The 24,557-nt window shown below is 60.5% G+C and carries 26 protein-coding genes; 11 read left to right on the top strand and 15 right to left on the bottom strand.

Features of this window, described 5'->3' with window-relative positions; genetic code table 11:
• The first annotated feature begins 113 nt into the window (after window positions 1–113).
• Window positions 114–1,133, top strand: a complete 1,020-nt coding sequence (locus ACIQV9_RS05135) for a DUF4917 family protein (protein ID WP_403098851.1) — start codon at window positions 114–116, stop codon at window positions 1,131–1,133.
• Between the two features lie 176 nt (window positions 1,134–1,309).
• On the opposite strand, the gene ACIQV9_RS05130 is transcribed toward ACIQV9_RS05135, so the two are convergent.
• The gene (locus ACIQV9_RS05130; protein ID WP_403098849.1) at window positions 1,310–1,852 is read right to left on the bottom strand and encodes a helix-turn-helix domain-containing protein; all 543 of its coding nucleotides are present in this window, start codon (window positions 1,850–1,852) and stop codon (window positions 1,310–1,312) included.
• Between the two features lie 109 nt (window positions 1,853–1,961).
• On the opposite strand from ACIQV9_RS05130, the gene ACIQV9_RS05125 reads away from it, so the two are divergent.
• Entirely contained in the window at window positions 1,962–2,744 is a 783-nt protein-coding gene (locus ACIQV9_RS05125; protein WP_403098846.1) for an aldolase, read from the top strand.
• A gap of 29 nt (window positions 2,745–2,773) precedes the next feature.
• The gene (locus tag ACIQV9_RS05120; protein WP_403098844.1) at window positions 2,774–3,661 is read left to right on the top strand and encodes a dihydrodipicolinate synthase family protein; all 888 of its coding nucleotides are present in this window, start codon (window positions 2,774–2,776) and stop codon (window positions 3,659–3,661) included.
• 127 nt (window positions 3,662–3,788) lie between these two features.
• Here the strand turns inward: ACIQV9_RS05120 and ACIQV9_RS05115 are convergent, their stop codons facing one another.
• The 3 genes from ACIQV9_RS05115 to ACIQV9_RS05105 all read right to left on the bottom strand — a co-directional run bounded on the left by ACIQV9_RS05115 (window position 3,789) and on the right by ACIQV9_RS05105 (window position 5,192).
• Complete coding sequence (locus ACIQV9_RS05115) at window positions 3,789–4,133, bottom strand: YegP family protein (protein ID WP_403098842.1); 345 nt, start codon at window positions 4,131–4,133, stop codon at window positions 3,789–3,791.
• Between the two features lie 157 nt (window positions 4,134–4,290).
• Window positions 4,291–4,596, bottom strand: coding sequence for a ribbon-helix-helix domain-containing protein (locus tag ACIQV9_RS05110; RefSeq protein ID WP_403098839.1), 306 nt, complete (start codon window positions 4,594–4,596; stop codon window positions 4,291–4,293).
• 14 nt (window positions 4,597–4,610) lie between these two features.
• Window positions 4,611–5,192 (bottom strand): DJ-1/PfpI family protein, encoded by a 582-nt coding sequence (locus ACIQV9_RS05105; RefSeq protein WP_403098837.1) that lies wholly within the window; start codon window positions 5,190–5,192, stop codon window positions 4,611–4,613.
• A 276-nt stretch (window positions 5,193–5,468) separates the two neighbouring features.
• Here ACIQV9_RS05105 and ACIQV9_RS05100 point away from each other — a divergent pair, with 276 nt between their 5' ends.
• Window positions 5,469–6,359: a DMT family transporter gene (locus ACIQV9_RS05100; protein ID WP_403098834.1), complete on the top strand. Its 891-nt coding sequence runs from the start codon at window positions 5,469–5,471 to the stop codon at window positions 6,357–6,359.
• An 85-nt stretch (window positions 6,360–6,444) separates the two neighbouring features.
• Here ACIQV9_RS05100 and ACIQV9_RS05095 read toward each other — a convergent pair whose 3' ends face one another.
• The 4 genes from ACIQV9_RS05095 to ACIQV9_RS05080 form a co-directional block, all read right to left on the bottom strand.
• Window positions 6,445–7,659, bottom strand: coding sequence for a class I SAM-dependent methyltransferase (locus ACIQV9_RS05095; RefSeq protein WP_403098832.1), 1,215 nt, complete (start codon window positions 7,657–7,659; stop codon window positions 6,445–6,447).
• Between the two features lie 290 nt (window positions 7,660–7,949).
• On the bottom strand, window positions 7,950–8,567 hold the full coding sequence (locus ACIQV9_RS05090) for a TPM domain-containing protein (protein ID WP_403098829.1): 618 nt from the start codon (window positions 8,565–8,567) through the stop codon (window positions 7,950–7,952).
• 28 nt (window positions 8,568–8,595) lie between these two features.
• Entirely contained in the window at window positions 8,596–9,351 is a 756-nt protein-coding gene (locus tag ACIQV9_RS05085; protein ID WP_403098827.1) for a TPM domain-containing protein, read from the bottom strand.
• Between the two features lie 43 nt (window positions 9,352–9,394).
• Complete coding sequence (locus ACIQV9_RS05080) at window positions 9,395–10,006, bottom strand: LemA family protein (RefSeq protein ID WP_403098824.1); 612 nt, start codon at window positions 10,004–10,006, stop codon at window positions 9,395–9,397.
• 238 nt (window positions 10,007–10,244) lie between these two features.
• Between ACIQV9_RS05080 and bglX the strand changes: the two genes are divergently transcribed.
• Complete coding sequence (gene bglX, locus ACIQV9_RS05075) at window positions 10,245–12,536, top strand: beta-glucosidase BglX (protein WP_403098822.1); 2,292 nt, start codon at window positions 10,245–10,247, stop codon at window positions 12,534–12,536.
• A 125-nt stretch (window positions 12,537–12,661) separates the two neighbouring features.
• Here bglX and ACIQV9_RS05070 read toward each other — a convergent pair whose 3' ends face one another.
• The 5 genes from ACIQV9_RS05070 to ACIQV9_RS05050 form a co-directional block, all read right to left on the bottom strand.
• Window positions 12,662–13,819 (bottom strand): phosphatidylserine/phosphatidylglycerophosphate/cardiolipin synthase family protein, encoded by a 1,158-nt coding sequence (locus ACIQV9_RS05070; protein WP_403098820.1) that lies wholly within the window; start codon window positions 13,817–13,819, stop codon window positions 12,662–12,664.
• 1 nt (window position 13,820) lies between these two features.
• The gene (locus ACIQV9_RS05065) at window positions 13,821–14,411 is read right to left on the bottom strand and encodes a YceI family protein (protein ID WP_403098817.1); all 591 of its coding nucleotides are present in this window, start codon (window positions 14,409–14,411) and stop codon (window positions 13,821–13,823) included.
• Window positions 14,412–14,688: 277 nt separating this feature from the next.
• A complete protein-coding gene (locus ACIQV9_RS05060) occupies window positions 14,689–15,012 on the bottom strand; it encodes an amidase (protein WP_403098815.1) in 324 nt (107 codons plus the stop codon).
• Window positions 15,009–16,103: a serine hydrolase domain-containing protein gene (locus ACIQV9_RS05055; protein WP_403098813.1), complete on the bottom strand. Its 1,095-nt coding sequence runs from the start codon at window positions 16,101–16,103 to the stop codon at window positions 15,009–15,011. Before ACIQV9_RS05055 ends, ACIQV9_RS05060 begins: the two co-directional genes overlap by 4 nt.
• Before the next feature lie 163 nt (window positions 16,104–16,266).
• Window positions 16,267–17,148, bottom strand: coding sequence for an acyl-CoA dehydrogenase (locus tag ACIQV9_RS05050; protein WP_403098810.1), 882 nt, complete (start codon window positions 17,146–17,148; stop codon window positions 16,267–16,269).
• 155 nt (window positions 17,149–17,303) lie between these two features.
• Between ACIQV9_RS05050 and olsB the strand changes: the two genes are divergently transcribed.
• Window positions 17,304–18,059 carry an L-ornithine N(alpha)-acyltransferase gene (olsB, locus tag ACIQV9_RS05045; protein WP_059402312.1) on the top strand — a complete coding sequence of 252 codons (756 nt, stop codon included), beginning with the start codon at window positions 17,304–17,306 and terminating at the stop codon, window positions 18,057–18,059.
• On the top strand, window positions 18,059–18,853 hold the full coding sequence (locus ACIQV9_RS05040; protein WP_403098807.1) for a lysophospholipid acyltransferase family protein: 795 nt from the start codon (window positions 18,059–18,061) through the stop codon (window positions 18,851–18,853). Before olsB ends, ACIQV9_RS05040 begins: the two co-directional genes overlap by 1 nt.
• Window positions 18,854–18,946: 93 nt before the next feature.
• On the opposite strand, the gene ACIQV9_RS05035 is transcribed toward ACIQV9_RS05040, so the two are convergent.
• Window positions 18,947–19,516 carry an ACP phosphodiesterase gene (locus ACIQV9_RS05035; RefSeq protein WP_403098803.1) on the bottom strand — a complete coding sequence of 190 codons (570 nt, stop codon included), beginning with the start codon at window positions 19,514–19,516 and terminating at the stop codon, window positions 18,947–18,949.
• A gap of 171 nt (window positions 19,517–19,687) precedes the next feature.
• On the opposite strand from ACIQV9_RS05035, the gene ACIQV9_RS05030 reads away from it, so the two are divergent.
• From ACIQV9_RS05030 to ACIQV9_RS05020, 3 genes are read left to right on the top strand one after another with little or no spacing between them, the layout of a single operon-like run.
• Complete coding sequence (locus ACIQV9_RS05030; protein WP_010462509.1) at window positions 19,688–20,008, top strand: helix-turn-helix transcriptional regulator; 321 nt, start codon at window positions 19,688–19,690, stop codon at window positions 20,006–20,008.
• Window positions 20,009–20,011: 3 nt separating this feature from the next.
• Entirely contained in the window at window positions 20,012–21,178 is a 1,167-nt protein-coding gene (locus tag ACIQV9_RS05025; protein WP_403098801.1) for an MFS transporter, read from the top strand.
• Between the two features lie 23 nt (window positions 21,179–21,201).
• Complete coding sequence (locus ACIQV9_RS05020; protein ID WP_403098798.1) at window positions 21,202–22,251, top strand: alkene reductase; 1,050 nt, start codon at window positions 21,202–21,204, stop codon at window positions 22,249–22,251.
• A gap of 249 nt (window positions 22,252–22,500) precedes the next feature.
• Here the strand turns inward: ACIQV9_RS05020 and emhR are convergent, their stop codons facing one another.
• Window positions 22,501–23,133: an efflux system transcriptional repressor EmhR gene (gene emhR, locus ACIQV9_RS05015; protein WP_083374862.1), complete on the bottom strand. Its 633-nt coding sequence runs from the start codon at window positions 23,131–23,133 to the stop codon at window positions 22,501–22,503.
• A gap of 265 nt (window positions 23,134–23,398) precedes the next feature.
• On the opposite strand from emhR, the gene emhA reads away from it, so the two are divergent.
• Window positions 23,399–24,556 (top strand): efflux RND transporter periplasmic adaptor subunit EmhA, encoded by a 1,158-nt coding sequence (gene emhA / locus ACIQV9_RS05010; RefSeq protein ID WP_403098795.1) that lies wholly within the window; start codon window positions 23,399–23,401, stop codon window positions 24,554–24,556.
• The last annotated feature ends 1 nt before the right edge of the window (window position 24,557 follow it).

Genomic DNA, 24,557 nt, shown 5'->3' with positions numbered 1-24,557 from the left:
CGGGTACCCACAGGATCAACCTATCGGTTACGCAGTAACTTGATCTGGCTCAAGTCCCCGTCGTGATAAAGTCGCCGCCCATCAGACCACTTGCTTTGAGACTTTGAACCGCAATGACCGATTTCCAGGATGTTGATGCCCAACTTGAAGACTGGAACGCCTTGCGCGCCACTACCTCGTTCAGCGGCTTGCTGGTGGGCAACGGCGCCAGCCGCGCGGTGTGGGACGACTTCGGCTACGACTCGCTGTTCGAAAATGCCCGCACCGTTGAAGAAAAGCCCCTGAGCCAGTCCGAGCTGAGCGTGTTCGACGCCATGCAGACGCGCAGTTTCGAGCAGGTGCTGAGCGCGCTGAAAACCACCAGCCGGGTCAACAAGGCCCTGGCCGTCAGCTCCGCTGCCCCGCGTAATCGTTACTACGCGATCAAGGAAGCGCTGATCAACACGGTTCACGCGGTGCACATCCCGTGGCGACTGGTGGTGCCGTCGACCCTGGCCGCTATCAGTCAGGAACTGGGCCGCTATCGAACGGTGTTCACCACCAATTACGACTTGCTCAACTACTGGGCGATCCAGCATCAGCCTGATGCCATCACCGATCTGTTCCAGGGCGCCGAACCGGGTTTTGATTTGAGCGCCACGGCGACCGATAAAACCCGTTTGCTGTACCTGCACGGCGGCCTGCATCTGGTGCGCAATCAGGACGGCACGGCACGCAAGCTGATGTCGACCGAGGGCACGTTGCTGGGCAGCTTCGCGATCAACAATACGATCAAGACCCTGGATGACGTGCCATTGTTCGTCAACGAAGGGCCGGCGCAGGACAAGCTCAAGACCATTCGCAGCTCGGATTATCTGTCGTTTTGCTATGACCAGTTACTGAGCCATGGTGAGGGGTTGTGCCTGTTCGGGCATGCCTTGGGCGAGCAGGACAGCCACATCATCCATGCGTTGCGCCAGGCGAAACCGAAGGTAGTGGCGATCTCGATTTACCCGCGCAGCAAGGCGTTTATCCAGCATCAGAAGCGGCATTACGCGAAGGTGTTTGAGGGGACGGGGTCAGCGCTGCGGTTTTTTGATTCGAAGACGCATGCGCTCGGCAGCCCGAAGCTGACTGTACCGGTCGAGGTCTGAAGCGAACACCTGTGGCGAGGGGGCTTGTCGGAACGCCGCATCGCCCCGTTGGGTCGCGCAGCGGCCCCCTGCATTCTTTCAGCAAAATCCCATCGACAGGTTTTACGACTGCTTCGCAGCCGAACGGGGAGATGCGGCGTTCCGACAAGCCCCCTCGCCACAACAGCACCGCAACTTTATTCTTCGGAACTATGCACCACCACCAACAGCTGCGCCTGCACCTCCCCCACTGACCGGATCCGATGCGGTTTCTGTGCATTGAAGTGCAGTGCGTCCCCGCGATTGAGCAGCACGCGCTCGTTCATAAAGTCCACTTCCACCTGCCCGTCGTGGACGAACAGAAACTCTTCCCCCAAGTGTTCCTTGAAGGTTTTATCCGCGAATTCGCTCGGCGGATAAATCATGAACGGCAGCAGGCTGCGCTCGCTGACCTGATGGGCCAGCACCGCGTAGCCGGGGCTTTCATCGTTGGCTGCCAGGGACTGGCGTTCGTCGCTGCGCACCAGGCTGTAGCTGTCGAGGCTGATGTTGTCTTCGGAGAACAACTCCTCGACCTTCACGTTTAGCGCCTTGGCCAGTTTCAGGGCAGCCGCGATCGACGGCGTATTCAGCCCGCGCTCGACTTTCGACAGATAGCTCTTGGTCATGCCGGATTTTTCGGCCAAGGCCTCCAGCGTCACGCCAAGTTTTTTTCTCAGTAATTTCAAACGGATAGACATGAAGAACGATTAATCCATCAAGGAGGCGACGATTTGCCCTTGCCAATGACACAAAGTGTCATATAGCCTCTGCTGTGTCATTTGCATGAAGCCACCCAAGGACACCGATATGGCCAAGACCTTAGCACTACCCAAAGAGCAACTGGTCAAGCAAGCGTTGATCCAGATGCAAAACACCCTGGCGGATAATACGTGGACCGACCGCCAAAAGCTGGCCCTGACCTGCCGGATTCTGTTCGAAAATGGTCACGACTCCGGCCTGGCCGGGCAAATCACCGCCCGTGGTCCTCAACCGGGCACTTACTACACTCAACAACTGGGCCTGGGTTTCGACGAGATCACCGCGAGCAATCTGCTGCTGGTCAACGAAGACCTGGAAGTGCTCGAAGGGCACGGCATGCCCAACCCGGCCAACCGTTTCCACAGTTGGGTGTACCGCGCCCGGCCGGACGTGAACTGCATCATCCACACGCACCCGACTCACGTCGCGGCGCTGTCGATGCTCGAAGTGCCGCTGCAGATTTCCCACATGGACCTCTGCCCGCTCTACGACGATTGCGCGTTTCTCGAAGGCTGGCCGGGTGTGCCGGTGGGCAACGAAGAAGGTGATTTGATCGCCGGCGCACTGGGCAATAAACGGGCAATTCTGCTGTCGCACCACGGCCAGCTGTCCACCGGCACCACCATCGAAGAAGCCTGTGTCATCGCTCAATTGATTGAGCGTGCGGCGAAGCTGCAACTGCTGGCGATGAGTGCCGGGACGATCAAGCCGATCCTGCCGGAACTGGGTCGCGAAGCCCATGACTGGATTTCGAAACCCAAGCGCCACGGCGCCGCGTTCAACTACTACGCCCGGCAGAACCTGCGTCAACACGCCGATTGCCTGAACTGAACCCAATCATTTTCTGAAGGAGACACAGCATGTCGACCCCAACCATTCACGGCATCATCGGCTACACCATCACCCCGTTCACCGCCAACGGCGAAGGCGTTGATCTCGACGCGCTCGGGCGTTCCATCGACCGCTTGATCGACGGCGGCGTCCACGCCATCGCCCCGCTGGGCAGCACCGGCGAAGGCGCGTACCTGAGCGATGCGGAGTGGGATCAGGTCAGCGAGTTCAGCATCAAACACGTGGCCAAACGCGTGCCGACCATCGTCAGCGTGTCCGACCTGACCACCGCCAAAGCGGTGCGCCGCGCACGTTTCGCCGAAGCCCATGGCGCCGATGTGGTGATGGTGCTGCCGACGTCCTACTGGAAACTCAGCGAAGCGGAAATCCTCGCCCACTACCGCGCCATCGGCGAGAGCATCGGCGTGCCGATCATGCTCTACAACAATCCGGCCACCAGCGGCACCGACATGTCGGTGGAGCTGATCCTGCGGATCATTAATGCCGTGGAGAACGTGACCATGGTCAAGGAGAGCACCGGCGACATCCAGCGCATGCACAAGCTGCAACTGCTGGGCGAAGGTCAGGTGCCGTTCTACAACGGCTGCAATCCGTTGGCGCTGGAAGCGTTTGCCGCCGGTGCGAAGGGTTGGTGCACGGCCGCGCCGAACCTGATCCCGCAGCTCAATCTTGATTTGTATGAAGCGGTATTGGCCAACGACCTGGGCAAGGCGCGTGAACTGTTCTATCGCCAGTTGCCGGTGCTGGACTTCATCCTCAAGGGTGGCTTGCCGGCGACGATCAAGGCGGGGTTGCGGGCGACCGGGCTGGAAGTCGGCGATCCGCGGTTGCCGGTGTCTCCACTCGGTGAGGCCGGGATCAGCCAGTTGCAAGACTTGTTGAAAGCCTTGCGCTGATCTTGCGTTAACTGATCGTTCCCATGCTCTGCGTGGGAATGCCTCAAGGGACGCTCCGCGTCCAGTGACGCGGAGCGTCACGGGCTGCATTCCCACGCAGAGCGTGGGAACGATCTCTAAGGTGTGCTCAAAGCACCGGCAAGGTCTTGTCCTTGATCACGGTGGTCGGCCCATTGGCCTTGACGCTGGCGATGCCTTTATCCATCGCACCAGTGGAAGAGTACGTCTCGCTACTACCAATGATCTCGTGGTTACCGGCCTTGAGGTTGAAGTAAGGATGGCCATCCTTGGTGGTTTTCTTTTCGTAGCGTTCATCCAGCGGGCTGTTCTTCTGCACCGAAGCAATGCCGTTGTCGGCAGCGCCGCGAGTGGTATACAGCTCGCTGGTCAGAATGGTTTCAGCGTTGGCGGCCTTCAGTACAAACTTGAACTGACCGTTGCTGCTTTTGCTTACTTCGTACCATCCGGACATGCTCTTTCTCCTTGGCAATTGAGAGGTTTCGCGCTTCAGAGTAAAGACCAGCCCGGAACATCTGTCGCCTGTACCGGCCTCTTCGCGGGCAAGCCTCGCTCCTACAAGGAAAATGCAATACCTGTAGGAGCGAGGCTTGCCCGCGAAGGGGTCGACGCTATTTCACCACCGCCCGCACCACCGACAACTCCGGCACCTGCACCCGTCGCTGACTCAAATACCGCGTACAACTCACCCGCAAAAACGAGGCGAAATTCACCACCTCGCCGCGGTAGTCCATCACCTCTTCATACAGCTTGGCGATCAACTGATTGGTGGTCATGCCGTCGACCTCGGCGATTTCGCTGAGGATGTCCCAGAACTGATTCTCCAGCCGCAGGGTGGTGACCACCCCGCAGATGCGCAGCGAGCGGGAGCGCGATTCGTAGAGGATCGGATCGGCTTTGACGTACAGCTCGCACATGGAAAAGTCCCTCGTTACAGCGTGATTTTAGTGCCCAGCAACCCGAGAAAACCGGCGAGCCAGCTCGGGTGCGCCGGCCAGGCAGGCGCAGTGGCCAGATTGCCTTGTACGTGGCCTTCCGTCACCGGGATATCGATGAACGTGCCACCCGCCAGGCGCACTTCCGGCGCGCAGGCCGGATAAGCGCTGCACTCGCGACCTTCGAGAATCCCCGCAGCCGCCAGCAGTTGCGCACCGTGGCACACGGCGGCGATCGGCTTGCCGGTCTTGTCGAATGCGCGCACCAGCTCCAGGACTTTTTCGTTCAGGCGCAGGTATTCCGGCGCACGACCGCCCGGGATCAGCAGCGCGTCGTAGTCGGCTTCAGCGACTTTGGCGAAATCGAAGTTCAGGGCGAACAAGTGGCCGGGTTTTTCGCTGTAGGTCTGGTCGCCTTCGAAGTCGTGGATTGCCGTGCGCACGGTCTGGCCGGCGGATTTGTCCGGGCAAACGGCGTGCACCGTGTGGCCGACCATCAGCAGCGCCTGGAAAGGCACCATCACTTCGTAGTCTTCGACGTAATCGCCGACCAGCATCAGAATTTTCTTGGCAGCCATGGGGAGGACTCCTCTGGGAAATACGTAGGAGTATTCAAGGTAGTCCTTATCCAGAGGGTCGGGTAATAACCGGTTACTACCTGAAGACCGCGTTATCGTTCATCGCGGGCAAGCCACGCTCCCACAGTTATTGCGGTGCCTTTGTGGGAGCGGGCTTGCCCGCGATGGCGTCCTCAAACTGTACGGATAACTCTGCACCTAGCTGTAACAGAGCAAGCCCCCCGGTTTATGGCTAGATGAAGGTCTTCCTGCCACCCTCGATTCTGGTTGCCCATCATGTCCTCGCGCGAAAACACCGGCATGGCCCTCGGCCTGCTCGGCGTTGTGATCTTCAGCCTCACCCTGCCCTTCACACGGATCGTCGTGCAGGAAATGCATCCGTTGCTTAACGGCCTGGGCCGGGCGCTGTTTGCGGCGGTGCCGGCGGCGATGTTGTTGCTGTGGCGCCGGGAAAAATGGCCGACCTGGAAACAGGTCAAAGGCCTGACACTGGTGATTGCCGGGGTGATCCTCGGCTTCCCGGTGTTGTCGGCCTGGGCCATGCAAACCTTGCCGGCGTCTCACGGTGCGCTGGTCAACGGTTTACAACCGCTGTGCGTCGCGCTGTACGCCGCGTGGCTGTCCCATGAGCGCCCGTCAAAAGCCTTCTGGGCCTGCGCTGCGCTGGGCAGCGCGCTGGTACTCGGTTATGCGCTGATCAGCGGGGCCGGCAGTATTCAGGCCGGTGATTTGCTGATGCTCGGGGCGATTGCCGTAGGGGGCTTGGGTTATGCCGAGGGCGGCCGGTTGGCCAAGGAGATGGGCGGCTGGCAGGTGATCTGCTGGGCGCTGGTGCTGTCGACACCGCTGCTGATCGGGCCGGTGGTTTACCTGGCGCTGCAACACCAGGGCGAGATTTCGGCCAAGACCTGGTGGGCGTTTGGTTACGTCTCGCTGTTCTCGCAGTTCATCGGCTTCTTTGCCTGGTACGCCGGGCTGGCAATGGGCGGCATCGCCCGGGTCAGTCAGATCCAGCTGTTGCAGATTTTCTTCACTATCGCTTTTTCGGCGCTGTTCTTCGGCGAACACATCGAGCCGATCACTTGGCTGTTTGCGGCCGGGGTGATCGTGACGGTAATGCTCGGTCGCAAGACCGCGGTCAAACCCGCACGCATTGCCACCGCGTGACCTGTAGGAGCCAGGCTTGCCGGCGAAGGCGTCGGCACTATCGCCTTCGCCGGCAAGCCTGGCTCCTACAGGGTCATGCGGTGTTTTAGAGGCAGCCGTCGGCCCGCAGCAGCGTTTCGAGGCAATGTTCGCTGATGCGGTAGAAATCCTTCAGTTCCTGGATCTTCACCAACAACTGCGCCGGGTCAACCGGCTCGGCGCGTTTGACCGCCAGGATCATCTTGTTCTTGTTGGTGTGGTCCAGTGAGATGAACTCAAACACCTTGGTCTCGTAACCACAGGCTTCCAGGAACAACGCGCGCAAACTGTCGGTGACCATTTCCGCTTGCTGCCCCAGATGCAGACCGTATTGCAGCATCGGCTTGAGCAGCGCCGGGCTCTGGATTTGCAGGCGGATCTGTTTGTGGCAGCACGGCGAGCACATGATGATCGAAGCGCCGGAACGGATGCCGGTGTGAATCGCATAGTCGGTGGCGATGTCGCAGGCATGCAGTGCGATCATCACGTCCAGCTCGCTCGGTGCGACGCTGCGCACGTCACCGCACTTGAACACCAGACCCGGATGCTCAAGCTTGGCGGCGGCGGCATTGCACAGGTTGACCATTTCTTCGCGCAACTCGACGCCGGTCACCACGCCTTCGGCCTTCAAGGTGTTGCGCAGGTAGTCATGGATCGCGAAGGTCAGGTAACCCTTGCCCGAGCCGAAATCCGCGACCTGCACCGGTTTGTCCAGGGCCAAGGGCGAGGTGGTCAGTGCATGGCTGAAGACTTCGATGAACTTGTTGATCTGCTTCCATTTGCGCGACATCGCCGGGATCAGCTCGTGCTTGCTGTTTGTCACGCCCAGGTCGGCGAGGAACGGCCGGCTCAGGTCGAGGAAGCGGTTTTTCTCGCGGTTGTGCTCGGCGGACGGCACTTCACGCAATTGCTGAGGTTTGCTCTTGAACAGCGAAGACTTGCCCTTTTTGCTGTATTCGAGCTGGGCTTCGTCAGTCAGCGACAGCAAATGCGCATTTTTGAACGAGGCCGGCAACAGCGCGGCGAGGGTCGCCACGCCCTCGGCAAGCGGCAGGTTCTTGGTGATATCGCGGGTCTTGTAGCGGTAGACGAAGGACAGGCAGGGCTGATCCTTGACCGTCAGTTGCTTGATGATCAGCCGCTGCAAATCGGCTTCAGTGCCGACGTACTTGGCCAGGACCAGTTTGATGAAGGCATTCTGGTCGAGGCTGGTTTGCAGCAGGTCGATGAACTGAGTGTGGTGATCCGGCGCGAGGCTGGCGGGAGTGGCGGTGACAGACATGGAAAAAACGGCCTCGGGCGGAGCGAATCGGGGAATGGCGGGTATTTTAGGGGGGATGGCCGTCCGGGACACGCAGTTATTTACCGAACGGTGCGAATCCTGAGGCAAGTCGAGCTCCCTGTGGCGAGGGGACTTGTCCCCGTTGGGTCGCGAAGCGGCCCCCTGCATTCTTTCAGTTACACCGTGCAAACCGGATTTACGACTGCTTCGCAGCCGAACGGGGACAAGTCCCCTCGCCACAAAAGCTCCCTCGCCACAAATGCGTATTCGCTTCCAGAATGGAACTGACGTCAGCCCAACACCACCAACCGATTCGGCAACTCATTCCTCACATGCGTCACCGGCACATGCACCTTGAGCAGCTCGCCGCACGCCTCGACGCACGTCACAAATCCCTGCAACGTCTTGCCCTGCTTCACCTGCTGCGTGAACGCCGCAACAATCGCGTCCCAGTTCTTGTTGTCCAGCCGCTTGGAGATCCCTTCATCCACCAGGATTTCCACATACCGCTCGGCCTCGCAGACGAAAATCAGCATCCCGGTGCTGCCCACCGTGTGGTGCAGGTTCTGCTCCAGAAACTGCCGGCGCGCCAGGTTGGAGGCGCGCCAATGGCGCACCGAGCGCGGGACCAGGTGGGTGGTGACTTTCGGAATCCGGAACACCAGGCACAGCACGATGAAACTGATCCATTGCACCAGCAGCAAACTGTGCATGGTCAGCCAGCCGGTCAGGTAATGCACGACACCCGGCACCATCAGCGCCAGCAGGCTGGCCCAAAGCAGCGGGATGTACGCATAGTCATCGGCGCGGGCCGCGAGCACCGTCACCAGTTCGGCGTCGGTGTCGCGCTCGACCCGGGCAATCGCTTCGGCGACTTTGCGTTGTTCGTGTTCAGTCAGTAATGCCATGTTTAACAGTGCTCGCTCATTATTATTCTCACCAGCCGCCCGACGAACCGCCGCCCCCGAAACTGCCGCCACCGCCGCTGAAGCCACCGCCGCCGCCACCACCGCCGAAACCTCCACCGCCGAAACCGCCCCCCGAACTGCCTCGGCCACCGCCGCCGCTGGGCAGGATCCCGAGCATCTGGCAGACGAAAATCGTCAGGATGAACAGCATCACCAGAAACACGAACACGCCCGGATGACGCGAAAAGAAATCGTCGCCCTCATCCCCGCGCGGCTCGTAGACCGTCGACGGCTCATCCAGCGGACTGCCGCCCAACACCACCAGCATCGCGGCGACCCCGTCGCTGATGCCTTTGCTGAAGTTGCCGGTCTTGAACGCGGGCGTGATCACCTGGTTGATGATCACCGAACTCTGCGCATCGGTCAGGCGATCTTCCAGCCCGTACCCGACTTCGATGCGCAATTTACGATCATCACGCGCAACGATCAGCAACGCGCCGGTGTTTTTGTCCTTCTGGCCGATGCCCCAGTAGCGCCCCAGCTGATAACCGAAATCCGCAATATCGGTGCCCTGCAAGTCCGGCAACGTCACCACCACCAATTGCTCGCCGGTGGCTGTTTCATGGGCCTGGAGTTGTTGCGTCAGCTGCTCGCGCACCGACGGCTCGATCATCTGGGCGTTATCGACCACCCGCCCGGTCAGCTGCGGAAACTTCAACTCGGCCTGGGCCGTCAGGGCAAACACCCACAGCACCAGCACCAGGCCCACTTTCAACACGCGCATCGGCAACCTCATCCGTGGTGACGCCTCGAACCTGTCCCAGTGTTTACTGGAACTTCACTTCAGGTGCTTTTTCAGCACCGGGGCTGGTGGCCTCGAAGGTTTCACGGATCGGCAAATCGCTGTACATCACCGTGTGCCAGAGGCGACCGGGGAAGGTACGAAGTTCCGTGTTGTATTTCTGCACGGCGAGGATAAAGTCGCGACGCGCCACGGCAATGCGGTTCTCCGTGCCTTCAAGTTGCGATTGCAACGCCAGGAAATTCTGGTTGGCCTTGAGGTCCGGGTAACGCTCGGACACCACCATCAAACGGCTCAAGGCACCGGTCAGCTGATCCTGGGCCTGTTGGAACTGTTTGAGCTTTTCTGGATTGTCCAGCGTGCTGGCGTCCACCTGAATCGACGTGGCCTTGGCCCGGGCTTCAATCACCGCAGTCAGGGTTTCCTGCTCATGCTGGGCGTAGCCCTTGACGGTTTCCACCAGGTTGGGAATCAAGTCGGCGCGGCGCTGGTACTGGTTCTGCACCTGGCCCCAGGCGGCCTTGGCCTGTTCGTCGAGCGTCGGGATCGTATTAATGCCGCAGCCGGCCAGCAGTGTGGTCAGCAACATCAAGGCTGCAACCTGCAGGCTCGACCGGTAGTGGTGTCGTACATTCATCTGGTTGACGCTCCCTTGCACATTCCGTTGAAAAACAACCAGCGACCTTCTGAGCGGTCTCTTGGGGCATAATCTGCCGCCGCCACTGGATTGCATCGAGCCAATGGGCTAAAAGATGCCCCAGCGCAAAAAACACTGCCGAAGTGTGCTGCATTTACCTGAACAACAATAGTCGCTCCCTAAATTTTGGCTGACCGGCGCGTATTCACTGCCGTTTAGGCCTTTGAGAAAACTATTCATGAAGAAGCTGTGTTTGCTGGGCCTGTTCGTCAGTCTGGCCAGTCATACCGTATTGGCCGCCACGACGCCCGCACCTCTGGAAAACAAGGACGCGTTCATCAGCAACCTGATGAAGCAGATGACCCTCGATGAAAAGATCGGCCAGTTGCGCCTGATCAGCATCGGCCCGGAAATGCCCCGGGAGCTGATCCGCAAGGAAATCGCCTCCGGCAACATCGGCGGCACGTTCAACTCGATCACGCGCCCGGAAAACCGTCCGATGCAGGACGCGGCCATGCGCAGCCGGTTGAAGATCCCGATGTTCTTCGCCTATGACGTGATCCACGGTCACCGCACGATTTTCCCGATCCCGCTGGCCCTGGCCTCGAGCTGGGACATGGACGCCATCGGCCTGTCCGGGCGAATCGCCGCCAAGGAAGCCGCGTCGGACAGCCTCGACATCACCTTCGCGCCAATGGTCGACATTTCCCGCGACCCACGTTGGGGCCGCACCTCCGAAGGCTTTGGTGAAGATACTTACCTGGTGTCGCGCATTGCCGGCGTCATGGTCCGGGCCTTCCAGGGCACCGGCGCGAACGCGGCCGACAGCATCATGGCCAGCGTCAAGCACTTTGCCCTGTACGGCGCGGTCGAGGGCGGTCGCGACTACAACGTCGTCGACATGAGCCCGGTCAAAATGTACCAGGACTACCTGCCACCGTACCGCGCCGCCATCGACGCCGGCGCGGGGGGTGTGATGGTTGCGCTGAACTCGATCAACGGCGTGCCGGCCACGGCCAGCACCTGGCTGATGAACGACCTGCTGCGCAAGGAGTGGGGTTTCAAAGGCTTGGCGGTCAGTGACCACGGGGCGATTTTCGAGCTGATCAAGCACGGCGTTGCCGCTGACGGTCGCGAAGCCGCGAAGCTGGCGATCAAGGCCGGCATCCACATGAGCATGAACGACACCCTGTACGGCAAAGAGCTGCCGGGGTTGTTGAAGGCTGGCGAGATCGAACAGAAAGACATCGATAACGCCGTGCGTGCGGTGCTCGACGCCAAGTACGACATGGGCCTGTTCAAGGACCCGTACCTGCGCATCGGCAAGGCTGAAGATGATCCGGCCGACACTAACGCCGACAGCCGTCTGCACCGCACCGAGGCCCGTGATGTTGCGCGCCGCAGCATGGTGTTGTTGAAGAACCAGGGCGAAACCCTGCCGTTGAAGAAAACTGCAAAAATCGCCCTGGTCGGCCCGTTGGCCAAGGCACCGATCGACATGATGGGCAGTTGGGCCGCCAACGGTCGTCCGGCTCAATCGGTCACCTTGTTCGACGGCATGACCCAAGCGCTGGGGGATAAATCGACGCTGATCTACGCCCGTGGCGCCAACATCACCAGCGACAAGAAAGTGCTCGATTACCTGAACTTCCTCAACTTCGATGCCCCGGAAGTGGTGGATGATCCGCGTTCGGCCCAAGTGCTGATCGACGAAGCGGTGAAGGCCGCCAAGGACGCTGATGTCGTGGTCGCAGCCGTCGGTGAGTCCCGTGGCATGTCCCACGAGTCATCGAGCCGCACCGACATCAATATCCCGGCCAACCAGCGCGAGCTGATCAAGGCACTGAAAGCCACTGGCAAACCTCTGGTGCTGGTATTGATGAACGGCCGTCCGCTGTCGATTCTCGAAGAGAAGGATCAGGCTGACGCGATTCTGGAAACCTGGTTCAGCGGCACCGAAGGCGGCAACGCCATCGCCGATGTGCTGTTCGGCGACTACAACCCGTCGGGCAAACTGCCGATCACCTTCCCGCGTTCGGTAGGCCAGATTCCGACCTACTACAACCACCTGAGCATTGGCCGGCCGTTCACGCCGGGCAAACCGGGCAACTACACCTCGCAGTATTTCGATGACACCACCGGCCCGCTGTTCCCGTTCGGCTTCGGTCTGAGCTACACCGATTTCAGCCTGACCGACATGGCCTTGTCCTCGACCACGCTGAACAAGACCGGCAGGCTCGACGCCAGCGTGATGGTGAAAAACACCGGTAAGCGTGACGGCGAAACCGTCGTGCAGCTGTACATCCAGGACGTGACCGGTTCGATGATCCGCCCCGTCAAGGAACTGAAGAACTTCCAGAAAATCACGCTGAAGGCCGGCGAACAGAAAGTCGTGCACTTCACCATCACCGAGGACGACTTGAAGTTCTACAACGCCCAACTCAAGTACGCGGCGGAGCCAGGCAAGTTCAACGTGCAGATCGGCCTGGATTCCCAGGACGTGACGCAGCAGAGCTTTGAGTTGCTGTAATCCCGAGCGCAATGATCGTTCCCACGCTCAGCGTGGGAATGCCTCAAGGGACGCTCCGCGTCCAGTGACACGGAGCGTCACGGGCTGCGTTCCCACGCAGAGCGTGGGAACGATCTATGTAACGACTACCCGCGTCGATCCAGCAGGTTCACCACCAACCGATCCACCCATCCCCAAACCCTTTGCTTGACCCGCCGCCACAGCGGCCGGCGTTGCCATGCCTCCAGGCTGACTTCCAGGCTCTGCGCAAAGTCCTTATCGAAACTCGCCACCACGGCCCGCGTCAGTCCCGGGTCCAGCGCTTCAAGGTTGGCTTCCAGATTGAAGCGCAAATTCCAGTGATCGAAATTGCACGAGCCGATGCTTACCCAATCATCGATCAAGACCATTTTCAGGTGCAGGAAACACGGCTGGTATTCGAAGACCTTCACCCCGGCCTTCAGCAGCCTGGGGTAATAGCGGTGCCCGGCGTAGCGCACCGACGGGTGATCGGTGCGCGGCCCGGTCAGCAGCAGACGCACGTCGACGCCTCGGCCGGCGGCCCTGCGCAATGAGCGGCGGACTTTCCAGGTCGGCAGGAAATACGGCGTGGCCAGCCAGATCCGCCGCTGGCCGCTGTTCAGCGCACGAATCAGCGATTGCAGAATGTCTCGGTGCTGGCGGGCGTCGGCATAGGCCACCCGACCCATGCCCTCACCCATGGACGGCACCCGTGGCAAACGCGGCAGGCCGAAGTGCGATGAGGGTTTCCAAGCGCGGCGGTGGCGGTTGGCGATCCATTGCCGATCGAACAGCAACTGCCAGTCGATGACCAAGGGACCGGTGATTTCCACCATCACTTCATGCCATTCGCTGGTGTCTTCGCCCGGCGTCCAGAACTCATCGGTGACGCCCGTGCCACCGACCACCGCCATGCTCTGATCGACCAGCAACAGCTTGCGGTGATCGCGGTAGAAGTTACCGAACCAGCGCCGCCAGCTCAGGCGATTGTAGAAACGCAGCTCCACACCCGCCGCCATCAGGCGCTGACGCAAGGTCAGGGTGAACGCGAGGCTGCCGTAGTCATCGAACAGGCAGCGCACGCGCACGCCGCGCTCGGCCGCCTGAATCAACGCCTGGACCATGGCCTCGGCGCAGGCCCCCGCCTCCACCAGGTACAGCTCCAGTTCGACCTGTTCTTCAGCGCGGGCAATCGCGACCAACATGCGCGGGAAGAACTGCGGGCCGTCGATCAGCAGTTCGAAGTGGTTGCCTGCACGCCAGGGGAAGATTGCACCGGCCATGTCAGCGCGCCGTGAATATCAGTACCGCACCCACCGGCACCGACAGACTGATGGCCGACAATCCGGCGACCTTGCGCAAACTTTCCAGGCCCGGTGCCAGATCGAAGTCTTCGGCATTGATGATCAGCGGTTCGAGGGTCACCACCTGGAAGCGCCGGTCATCGAGACGGGTCGCCAGCAGTTCGGCGTTGTATTCGTGGGTTTTACCGTGAAGGTTGACGGTCAGCGGCAGGCGCAGTTCCAGTTGGGCACCGGGCGCTAGGTCGTTGATCGGGCGCAGATCGATCTGCGCGGTGATCAGCGCCTCGGGGAAGGTCTGGATCTCGAACAGCTCCTTGCGCATGCGTTCGTCACGCAACGGGATGCCGCTGTTCACCGACTCCATCTCGACTTCCACCTCGGCCAGGCCCTTGGGACTGACCTTGCCGTGCAGCACCAGAAAGCGCTGCACTTCGGAGAGGTTGGCGTTTTTGGTGCTGATGAAAGACAGCCGCGAGGACTCGCCGTCGAGGTACCAATTGGCCTGGGCCGACAACGACGCGCCAGCCAGCAGCAGGAAGGCGAAGGTTTTGGAAAGGGACCGCTTGAACATAAAGACTCGTGAGGAAAATAAACCTGCACGAACCTTAACCGCCCTGAGGCAGGTTGCAAACTCTAATGCCACCGAACTTGAACCAATGACATATCCCATGGTGAAGGGCTGTTGTGGCGAGGGGGTTTACCCCCGTTCGGCTGCGCAGCAGTCGTAAATTCAGCAACCTCGGTGTGTCAGATAAAACACTGTTGCAGGTTTTGGCACTGCTTCGCAGCGCAACGGGGGTAAACCCCCTCGCCACAATATCCCTACACCACAAGAAATTTCAGCGTATTCAGGGTTGCAGGCGGCAACCCTGGCGTTCGCCGATCCATTGCGCGCTGTTGCTGCGGCCCATGCCGCTGACGGTCACGCGTTTGCTGACGGCATCATCGGTAAAGCCGCTGGTGGGCAGCCACTGTTTCACATAGCGGTGGCAGTACTCGGCCTGGTTGTTCATCACGTACCGGCACGAGCAATATTCCTTGGCGGTGTAGGCGCTGATGATGTCGGGGAATGCCCACAACGCCACCCGCTCCTGCCAGATCCAGCCGAGCAAGGCGACCAGCAACACCATCAACAACGTGCTGAACGGTCGGCGACGAATGAAATTGCTCATGGCTGCACCTTCCCGGCAAAGGCCTTGAGCGCGAGCTTGAGCAATTCGTTGTGCTGGTAGCGGTCATCGCGGTCATCGCCGTAGCGCACGATCACCAGCTGTTCGCCGGGAATCACGTACATCGCCTGCCCCCAATGGCCCAGTGCGGCAAAGGTGTCGGCCGGGGCATCCGGCCAGGGTCGGGCACCGCCCTCCACCGCGTGATTGAGCCACCAATGCCCGCCGGGAACCGCATCGTCCTGATTGGCTTGATAGCGGGCGAAGGGTTCGCGGTTGAAGGTGACCCAGTCTTTGGGCAGCAGTTGCCGATCCCCCCAGCGACCGTCGCGCGCCATCAGCAGACCGACCCGCGCCAGGTCCCGGGCGGTGAGGTAGGCGTAAGAGGAAGCGACGAAGGTGCCGGTGGCGTCGGTTTCCCAGACGGCGTGGCGAATGCCTAACGGCTCGAACAATGCAGTCCATGGATAGTCCGGATAACGGGTCGGACCGACGATGTTTTTCAGCGCCGCGGACAGCAAGTTGCTGTCACCGCTGGAATAGCGAAAGGCTTGACCGGGCCTGGCGTATTCGTCGTGGTCGGCGGTGAACGTCGCCATGTCTTGATGACCACGGGTGTAGAGCATGGCCACCACCGAGGACTTCAACGGGGCGTATTCGTAGTCTTCCTGCCAGTCCAGGCCAGACGCCCAGTGCAGCAGGTCGGCCAGGGTGATCGCCGGGTGTTTTGCCAGCGGCGGGTAAAACCGCACCGCTGGGTCCTCGAGTTTGAAAAGGCCCTCGCCATAGGCCACACCGAGGACCGTGGCCATCAGGCTTTTGCTGATGGACCAGGTCAGGTGGGGCGTTTCAGCAGTGGTCGGGCCGGCGTAGCGTTCGTAGATCAATTGGCCGTCGCGGATTACCAGCAAAGCGTCGGTGCGGATGCCTTTTCGAGTTGAATCATCGCGAGGTGGGAAGGCGTAAGTCTCCAGGGCTTGAAGTGCTGGGTCGGCGACCGTCGGAGTCGTTGACCATTGCTCGGCAGGCCAGTGTTCGGCGTGGGCCGTGAAGCTGAGCAGCAGCATGAAAATCAGGTGCAAGCCTTTGAACATGGCGGGGGCTCGGAGGGATGAACCTGCAGAGCCTAGTCGAGGTTGATGACAGTTTTGGAATTTGTGTTGCCCATGCGGCCGCCTTCGCGGGTAAGCCTCGCTCCCACATGGGATCGCGAACTCCTGTAGGAGCGAGGCTTGCCCGCGAAGAGGCCCTTCAGCCTTACGACAATCCCGCCAACGCCTTGGCCAATCGCTTACCTCTGGCCCCCGCCGCCAAATCCATCACACTCTGATCCCGCTGCCACATCGCCGCCCAATGCTGCGGGCCATCGGCCAGTGCCTGTGTTACCTCGGCCTTGAGCCCCTCGAACTGCGCAAACAATCCCCCCAGCACCACATGCCCGGCCAGATTATTCGGCGCCTGTCGGCTGACTTCCGCGCACCCGGCCAGCAGCGCCAGCAACCGCAATTGCAGGGCTTGCGGCCAGTCACTGTCCTGCCCCACTCCATACAGCCACGCGGTCATCGCGCTCAGTACATAAATGTCTTCCAGCGTGCGGAACGGTTTGACGTAGGCATCCCAGCCATCCCCCGCGAGCAATTCACACTGAGCGTTATCCAGAAACAACCGACCGTGGCTGATGTCCGGCATCAGCGCGATGGCCGGGAGTTTTTCCAGGCGCACGCCCGGTTCATCGGGATAGACCACCGCCAGACTCAGGCGCGGACTTTCGCCGGGCGCCTCACTGCGCGCGGCGATCAGCAGCCAGTCGGCCGCATCGCCAGCGGTGACGAAATCCTTGCGCCCACTCACCCGTAAATCGTTCAGGCGAGTCTGCATGTCCGCCACTCGCAGGCTGCGCTGTTCGGTGGCACACAACGCGCCGAGGCTCAGGGGCGCGCTCGGCCAAAGCATGCGCAACGCCGCCTGATACCCGACCAGAAACGCCTGCCCCGGCGTCGCCATCAGCCGCCCGCCGACCACCGCCAGCTCGAATGGCGTGACCGTACCCAACGTGCGCAACAAGGTCGCGAAACCCTCCGCCAGGTCCGGGTTGGCGGGCAGGCGATCGCGGCGGTTCAACAGGTTTTGCCAGGGCATAAGAGGCTCCTTGAGGGCTGTCATATAAGCATCACCAAAGCTTCATGGCGATGACACCGGGGCTACATAGCCTGACTTTGCACAACACGGCTGCATAAAGAAAGTCGATCGGCTCTAACCCAAGACGGGTTGACCAGCCCGCACGGAGATTCCCAATGACTCAGATCGCCCGCATCAGCGACACCGGCAATGAACGCCGCCTGCAAGCCGAACGCCTGGTGGGCGCCGAGGCATTGCAGGAAGCCCAGGCCTTGCGCTTCAACGTCTTCAGCGGCGAGTTCAACGCCAAGCTCAAAGGCGCGGAGCTGGGTCTGGACATGGACGACTATGATGTTCACTGCGCCCACATTGGCGTGCGTGACTTGAACACCGGGCGCCTGGTGGCGACCACCCGTTTGCTCGATCACACGGCCGCGAGCAGCCTGGGCAAGTTCTACAGTGAAGAAGAATTCAGCCTCCATGGCCTGGTCCATTTGAAGGGCCCGATCCTGGAAATCGGCCGCACCTGCGTCGACCCGGCTTATCGCAACGGCGGCACCATCGCGGTGCTCTGGGGGGAACTGGCTGAAGTGCTGAATCAGGGCGGCTACAGCTATTTGATGGGGTGCGCGAGCATTCCGATGCAGGACGGCGGGATTCAGGCCCACGCGATCATGCAGCGCCTGCGTGAACGTTACCTGAGCACCGAACACCTGCGCGCCGAGCCGAAAAAGCCGCTGCCGGTTCTGGACATCCCGTCCAACGTGATCGCCGAAATGCCGCCGCTGCTCAAGGCCTACATGCGTCTGGGCGCGAAGATCTGCGGTGAGCCGTGCTGGGACGAAGACTTCCAGGTCGCCGATGTGTTCATCCTGCTCAAGCGCGACGAACTCTGCCCGCGTTATGCCAAGCACTTCAAGGCGGCGGTCTGATGAGCCGGTTGCGGGTGTACGCGCGGATTGCGCGAGTGCTGGTGGTGGTCGCGTTGGGTTTGAGCATGGCCAGTGTGTTCGGGCTGTTCGAGCGTCTGGGCATTGCTCATTCGATGGTCCGCCGCCAACGCTGGTCGCGATTTTTCATGGCGCGGCTGAGCAACGCCCTGCCCTTTCGCGTGACGGTTCACGGTGAACTGCCGAAGGAGCCGATGCTGTGGGTCAGCAATCACGTGTCGTGGACCGACATTCCGTTGCTGGGCATGCTCACCCCGATGTCGTTCCTGTCCAAGGCCGAAGTGCGCACCTGGCCGGTGGCCGGCTGGTTGGCGGCCAAGGCCGGCAGCCTGTTTATCCGTCGCGGCTCGGGTGACAGCCAACTGATCCGCAAACAGATGACGCGCCACCTGGCGCAGGCACATCCGCTGCTGATGTTCCCGGAAGGCACCACCACCAATGGACGCTCGTTGCGTACCTTTCATGGTCGTTTGCTGTCAGCGGCGATTGATTCTGAAGTGAAGCTGCAGCCGGTGGCGATTCGTTATCTGCGTGACGGTGAACTCGATTCGCTGGCGCCGTTCATTGGCGATGATGATTTGCTGTCGCACTTGATGCGGTTGTTCGCCAATGATCGCGGGGAAGTGGAAATCAAAGTGCTCAAGCCGATTGCTTGCGAAGGTCGCGAGCGTGCGGCGCTGGCGTTCGAGGCACAGCAGGCGGTGCAGAAGGCGTTGTTTGGCGAAGTAGCGAAACCGGCAGAACCGCGACTCACCGGCGAACTGATTGCCGCGTAACCGCAATCCGTAGGAGCGAGGCTTGCCCGCGAAGGGGGCCTTGAGAGGGCCAAAAGCTTCGCGGGCAAGCCTCGCTCCTACAGGTAATGCGTTTCAGCGGTTTTGCGCGAAATCCTGCAACTGCGGATAGAACAATCGAAAGTCTTCGCTCAACGGTTCATACAACACCCGCAACTCCTGCATCGCCCCTGCCAGTTCCTCAGGTCGGGTCAACCGCCGCGAAATCCCCCGCAGCACTTGCTCCAGCACTTCAAACTCCTGATAAGACCCCAACCAGTCGTTCTCCACCATGTGCGGCGCGATCCTCGCCAACCGTTCCGGCAATTGTGGCTCCGCCGACAGCACCCGATACACATCCGAGGTGAACCGCTCCAGCGGCTGGTCGGAGTAGAGGGTCCAGTCCCGCGCCAGGCAGTGGTCGAAAAACACGTCGAGCACGATCCCGGCGTAACGCCGGCGCGTGATGGAAAATCGCGACAACGAGGCATCCACCACCGGGTGGCGGTCGGTAAACACGTCGATGCTGCGATGCAGCTGGATGGCCGCTTCGATCTCCGGGTTGAACTGCCCTTGCAGCCGTCCCTTGACGAAATCGCCATACAGACTGCCGAGCAATTGACCGGGGCGCTGGCCACCGAGGTGAAGATGGGCGAGATAGTTCATGGGCGCAGCTTAGCACCGCCCCTTTGAATGTTTACAGCCAATGTATCGTTATAACCCGATATACCGATTTATGCGGTCGTCAGACCAAAATCATATTGGTATATCGCGAAATAGCGATTTAAAGTTCGCCACATCGCGATATAGCGTTTTACTCATCACGAGCCCAAACCCATGACCATCGACCTCGACGAAATAATAAAAGCCCTGGCACACCCAGTCCGCCGAGACATCCTCATCTGGCTGAAAGACCCCAAGACCCAGTTCCCGGAACAGATCCACAACCACGAGTACGGCATTTGCGCCGGACAGATCGATCAACGCTGCGGCCTGTCGCAGTCGACCGTGTCCGCCCATCTGGCGACCTTGCAACGTGCGGGACTGATCAGCAGCCAGAAAGCCGGTCAATGGCACTTCTTCAAGCGCAACGAGGACGTGATCCAGGCGTTCCTCGCGGCCATCGTCAAGGAGCTCAGCGCTCCGACAAGGAATTAACCGATGCCCCTCTCGCTTCTCATTCTGGCCTTGAGCGCCTTCGCCATCGGCACCACCGAATTCGTCATCATGGGCCTGCTGCCCGATGTGGCGGCGGACCTCGGTGTGTCGATCCCAGGCGCCGGCTGGCTGGTGACCGGTTACGCCCTGGGCGTGGCCATCGGTGCGCCGTTCATGGCACTGGCCACCTCCAGATTACCGCGCAAGGCTGCACTGGTAGCGTTGATGGGCATCTTCATCATCGGCAACCTGCTCTGTGCCATGGCGACCGATTACAACGTGTTGATGTTTGCACGGGTGGTCACCGCCCTCTGCCACGGTGCGTTCTTCGGCATCGGTTCGGTGGTGGCGGCAGGTCTGGTTCCGGCAAACAAACGCGCGTCCGCCGTGGCTTTGATGTTCACCGGCCTGACCCTGGCCAACGTGCTCGGCGTGCCGCTGGGTACCGCGCTCGGTCAGGAAGCTGGCTGGCGTTCGACCTTCTGGGCAGTGACCGTGATTGGTGTGATCGCCTTGATCGGCCTGATCCGCTTCCTGCCGGCCAAGCGCGATGAAGAAAAACTCGACATGCGCGCCGAACTGCGCGCTCTCAAAGGCGCCGGGATTTGGTTGTCGTTGAGCATGACTGCGCTGTTCGCGGCGTCGGTATTCACCCTGTTCACCTATGTCGCCCCGCTGCTCGGTGATGTCACCGGCGTCTCGCCCAAAGGCGTGACCTGGACCCTGATGCTCATCGGTCTGGGCCTGACGGTCGGCAACATTATCGGCGGCAAGCTGGCTGACAAAGGCATGGCCGCGACGCTGATCGGCGTCTTTATCTCGATGGCCGTGATCTCGACCGTACTGACCTGGACCAGCGTCGCGCTGATCCCTGCCGAAATCACCCTGTTCCTCTGGGCCACCGCGTGCTTTGCCGCCGTGCCCGCCCTGCAAGTGAACGTGGTGACCTACGGCAAGGCCGCGCCGAACCTGGTGTCGACCCTGAACATCGGCGCTTTCAACATCGGCAACGCCTTGGGCGCCTGGGTCGGCGGCAGCGTCATCGCCCACGGTTTCGGCCTGACCAGCGTGCCACTCGCAGCAGCCGCACTGGCGGTACTCGCCCTGCTGGTGACCCTGATTACTTTCCGTCAGAGCGGTAATCCCGAACTGGCCCCTGCTACCAACTGATACTTCACGAGGGTTGTACTTACATGACGACTATTTTCGATCCGATCAAACTGGGCGACATCGAGCTGGCCAACCGCATCATCATGGCGCCGCTGACCCGTTGCCGCGCCGACGAAGGCCGTGTGCCGAACGCGCTGATGGCCGAGTACTACGTACAACGTGCCTCGGCCGGCCTGATCCTCAGCGAGGCCACGTCGGTCACGCCGATGGGCGTCGGCTACCCGGACACCCCGGGTATCTGGTCCAACGACCAGGTGCGTGGCTGGGCCAACGTGACCAAAGCGATCCACGGCGCCGGCGGCAAGATTTTCCTGCAACTGTGGCACGTCGGCCGTATTTCCCACGGGTCGTACCTGGGCGGTGAAGCGCCGGTCGCACCAAGCGCCATTCAGCCAAAAGGCCATGTCAGCCTGGTTCGCCCATTGGCCGACTTCCCAACCCCACGCGCCCTGGAAACTGCTGAAATCGCCGACATCGTCGACGCCTACCGCGTCGGTGCCGAGAACGCCAAGGCGGCCGGTTTCGACGGTGTGGAAATCCACGGCGCCAACGGTTACCTGCTCGACCAGTTCCTGCAAACCAGCACCAACCAGCGCACCGACAACTACGGCGGTTCCGTGGAAAATCGTGCGCGCCTGTTGCTGGAAGTCACCGATGCCGCGATCGAAGTCTGGGGCGCGGGCCGAGTGGGTGTGCACCTGTCACCCCGTGCCGATCTCCATGACATGGGTGACGACAACCTGTCCGATACGTTCACCTACGTCGCTCGCGAACTGGGCAAGCGTGGCATCGCGTTCATTTGCTCCCGCGAGAAAGAAGGCGGCGACAGCCTCGGCCCACAACTCAAAGAAGCTTTCGGCGGCCCGTACATCGTCAACGAACGTTTCACCAAGGACAGCGCAAACGCCTGGCTGGCCAGCGGCAAGGCTGATGCGGTCGCCTTCGGCGTACCGTTCATTGCAAACCCCGACCTGCCGGCACGCTTGAAGGTGGATGCGCCCCTTAACGAAGCGCGTCCCGAGCTGTTCTACGCCAAGGGCCCGGTGGGTTACATTGACTATCCTGTGATGTAAGCATCTCCCTTGAGATGCAAAAGCCCCGACTCGAAAGAGCCGGGGCTTTTTATTGCGCCATGGTTATTCACAGGGCTTCACACGGATTCACACGCGCGACACAAAATTCCTACAAAATACGTAGTTCGCTACCTTTCAACCTGACAAGCGTGCGTATATAAAAGCATCCCATTGCAATAAGGCGAACATTGAAGGGATCAGCGCTCGCCTTAATGGTTGACATAAACGGATCCAATTACGCATTTTGTTCTATTTGCGCAGGCTGGGGCTCAAGCGCAGCATGTCCAACCCTGTATTGACCCAACGCTCGGCTTCGGTATGCAGTTGAAAACTGTCGGGGGCCAATAGCCACTGGTACAGCATGCCATCGATGTAGGCGTGCAGGCTGATGGCCGCGCGGGCCGTGTCGAGATCCTCGGGCATTTGCCCCCGATTCACCGCATTACTCAGGGCCAGGGCGATTCGCACATTGCAATCGAGGCTGACCTCACGGCGCTGCTGACGCAGGTCGCACATTTCATCGGTGAATTCGCACTTATGAAACAAAATCTCATTGATGCGTCGGGTTTTCGGGTCCAGGGCAACTTGGTGAAACAAATGAATCAGCAGTTTGCGCATGCAGCCCAGCGGATCGAGTTCATCTTCGCTTTCGCTGGCCCTGGCCATTTCATCCAGCGGCTCTTTCAAGCTATCGAGCATGGCCTGCACCAGATCCGCCTTGTTGCTGAAATGCCAGTAGATGGCTCCGCGAGTCACGCCGGCCAGGGTCGCGATGTCCGCCAGCGTAGTGCGCGCCACGCCCCTTTCATAAAAGGCTTTCTCTGCCGCTTCCAGTATCTGGCTGCGGGTTTCCTGAGCTTCCTCTTTGGTACGACGGACCATGGCAGTAAAACCTCAATCAGGATGCTTCAGCGATGCCTGAACAGCCGCTGAACAAAAGTGGGGCGAGCGCTCTTGGGTCTCGTCCCCGGCTTACAATTCGAACCTTTGACGGACGTTGGTAACAGGGTGGATACGCAGTCAAGGTGTTTACAAACAACCATGAACGTAAGTATATTCCTTAGCAAGCTACTTATCCACCCGGCACTCATTTTTTACCCTTCCACATTTCTTGTGCGTTTCTTACGCGCCTGACCCGAGGATTTTCATGCAATTCAAGCCAGCTGTTACCGCTCTGGTCACTGCCGTCGCCTTGGCATCACTGCTCAGCGGATGCAAAAAGGAAGAAGCGGCACCCGCCGCGCCACCTCCTCAGGTCGGCGTTGTAACCCTGCAACCTCAAGCCTTCACCCTGACTTCCGAACTTCCGGGTCGTACCAGCGCGTTCCGCATTGCCGAAGTGCGCCCACAGGTCAACGGCATCATTCTCAAACGTCTGTTCAAGGAAGGCGGCGACGTCAAGGCCGGCCAGCAGCTGTATCAGATCGATCCGTCGGTCTATGACGCTACGCTGAAAAGCGCCGAAGCCAACCTGCAACAGACGAAGTCGATCTCTGATCGCTACAAGCAGCTGGTCAACGAGCAGGCTGTGAGCCGTCAGGAATACGACACGGCCGTGGCCAACCGCATGCAATCGGAAGCTGCGCTGCAAACCGCCCAGATCAATGTGCGCTACACCAAGGTCTACGCGCCGATTTCCGGCCGCATCGGCCGTTCGAACGTGACCGAGGGTGCGCTGGTGACCAGCGGCCAGGTCGACGCCATGGCCGTCATCCAACAATTGGACCCGATCTATGTCGACGTCACCCAGTCCTCCGTAGAGCTGCTTGAGCTGCGCCGCGAACTGGAAAGCGGTCGTCTGCAAAAGGCCGGTGACACCGCGGCTGCAGTCAAGCTGACCCTGGAAGACGGCAGCCAGTACAAGCAGGAAGGCAAACTCGAGTTCTCCGAAGTCTCGGTTGACCAGACCACCGGTTCCGTGACCCTGCGTGCCGTCTTCCCGAACCCTGATCACACACTTCTGCCGGGCATGTTCGTTCACGCCCAGTTGCAGGCCGGTGTGAACAGCGCGGCGATTCTGGCGCCACAGCAAGGCGTGACCCGCGACCTCAAAGGCACGCCGACCGCACTGGTCGTCGGTCCGGACAACAAGGTCGAACTGCGTCAGCTCAAGGCCAGCCGCACCGTCGGCAGCCAATGGCTCATCGAAGACGGTCTGAAGGCCGGCGATCGACTGATCACCGAAGGGCTGCAATACGTCAAACCTGGCATCGAAGTCAAAGCCAGTGAAGCGACTAACGTTGGCGCAAAGAACCCGGCCCCCGCACAGGCAGCTGACAAGGCTTCCAGCGGCAAAGGGGAGTAAA

Origin of the sequence: Pseudomonas sp. NPDC099000 (assembly GCF_044759925.1) — a bacterium.
GTDB lineage: Bacteria > Pseudomonadota > Gammaproteobacteria > Pseudomonadales > Pseudomonadaceae > Aquipseudomonas.
The sequence above is the reverse complement of the archived record's forward strand: the minus strand, read 5'-3'. Positions and strand labels throughout refer to the sequence as shown.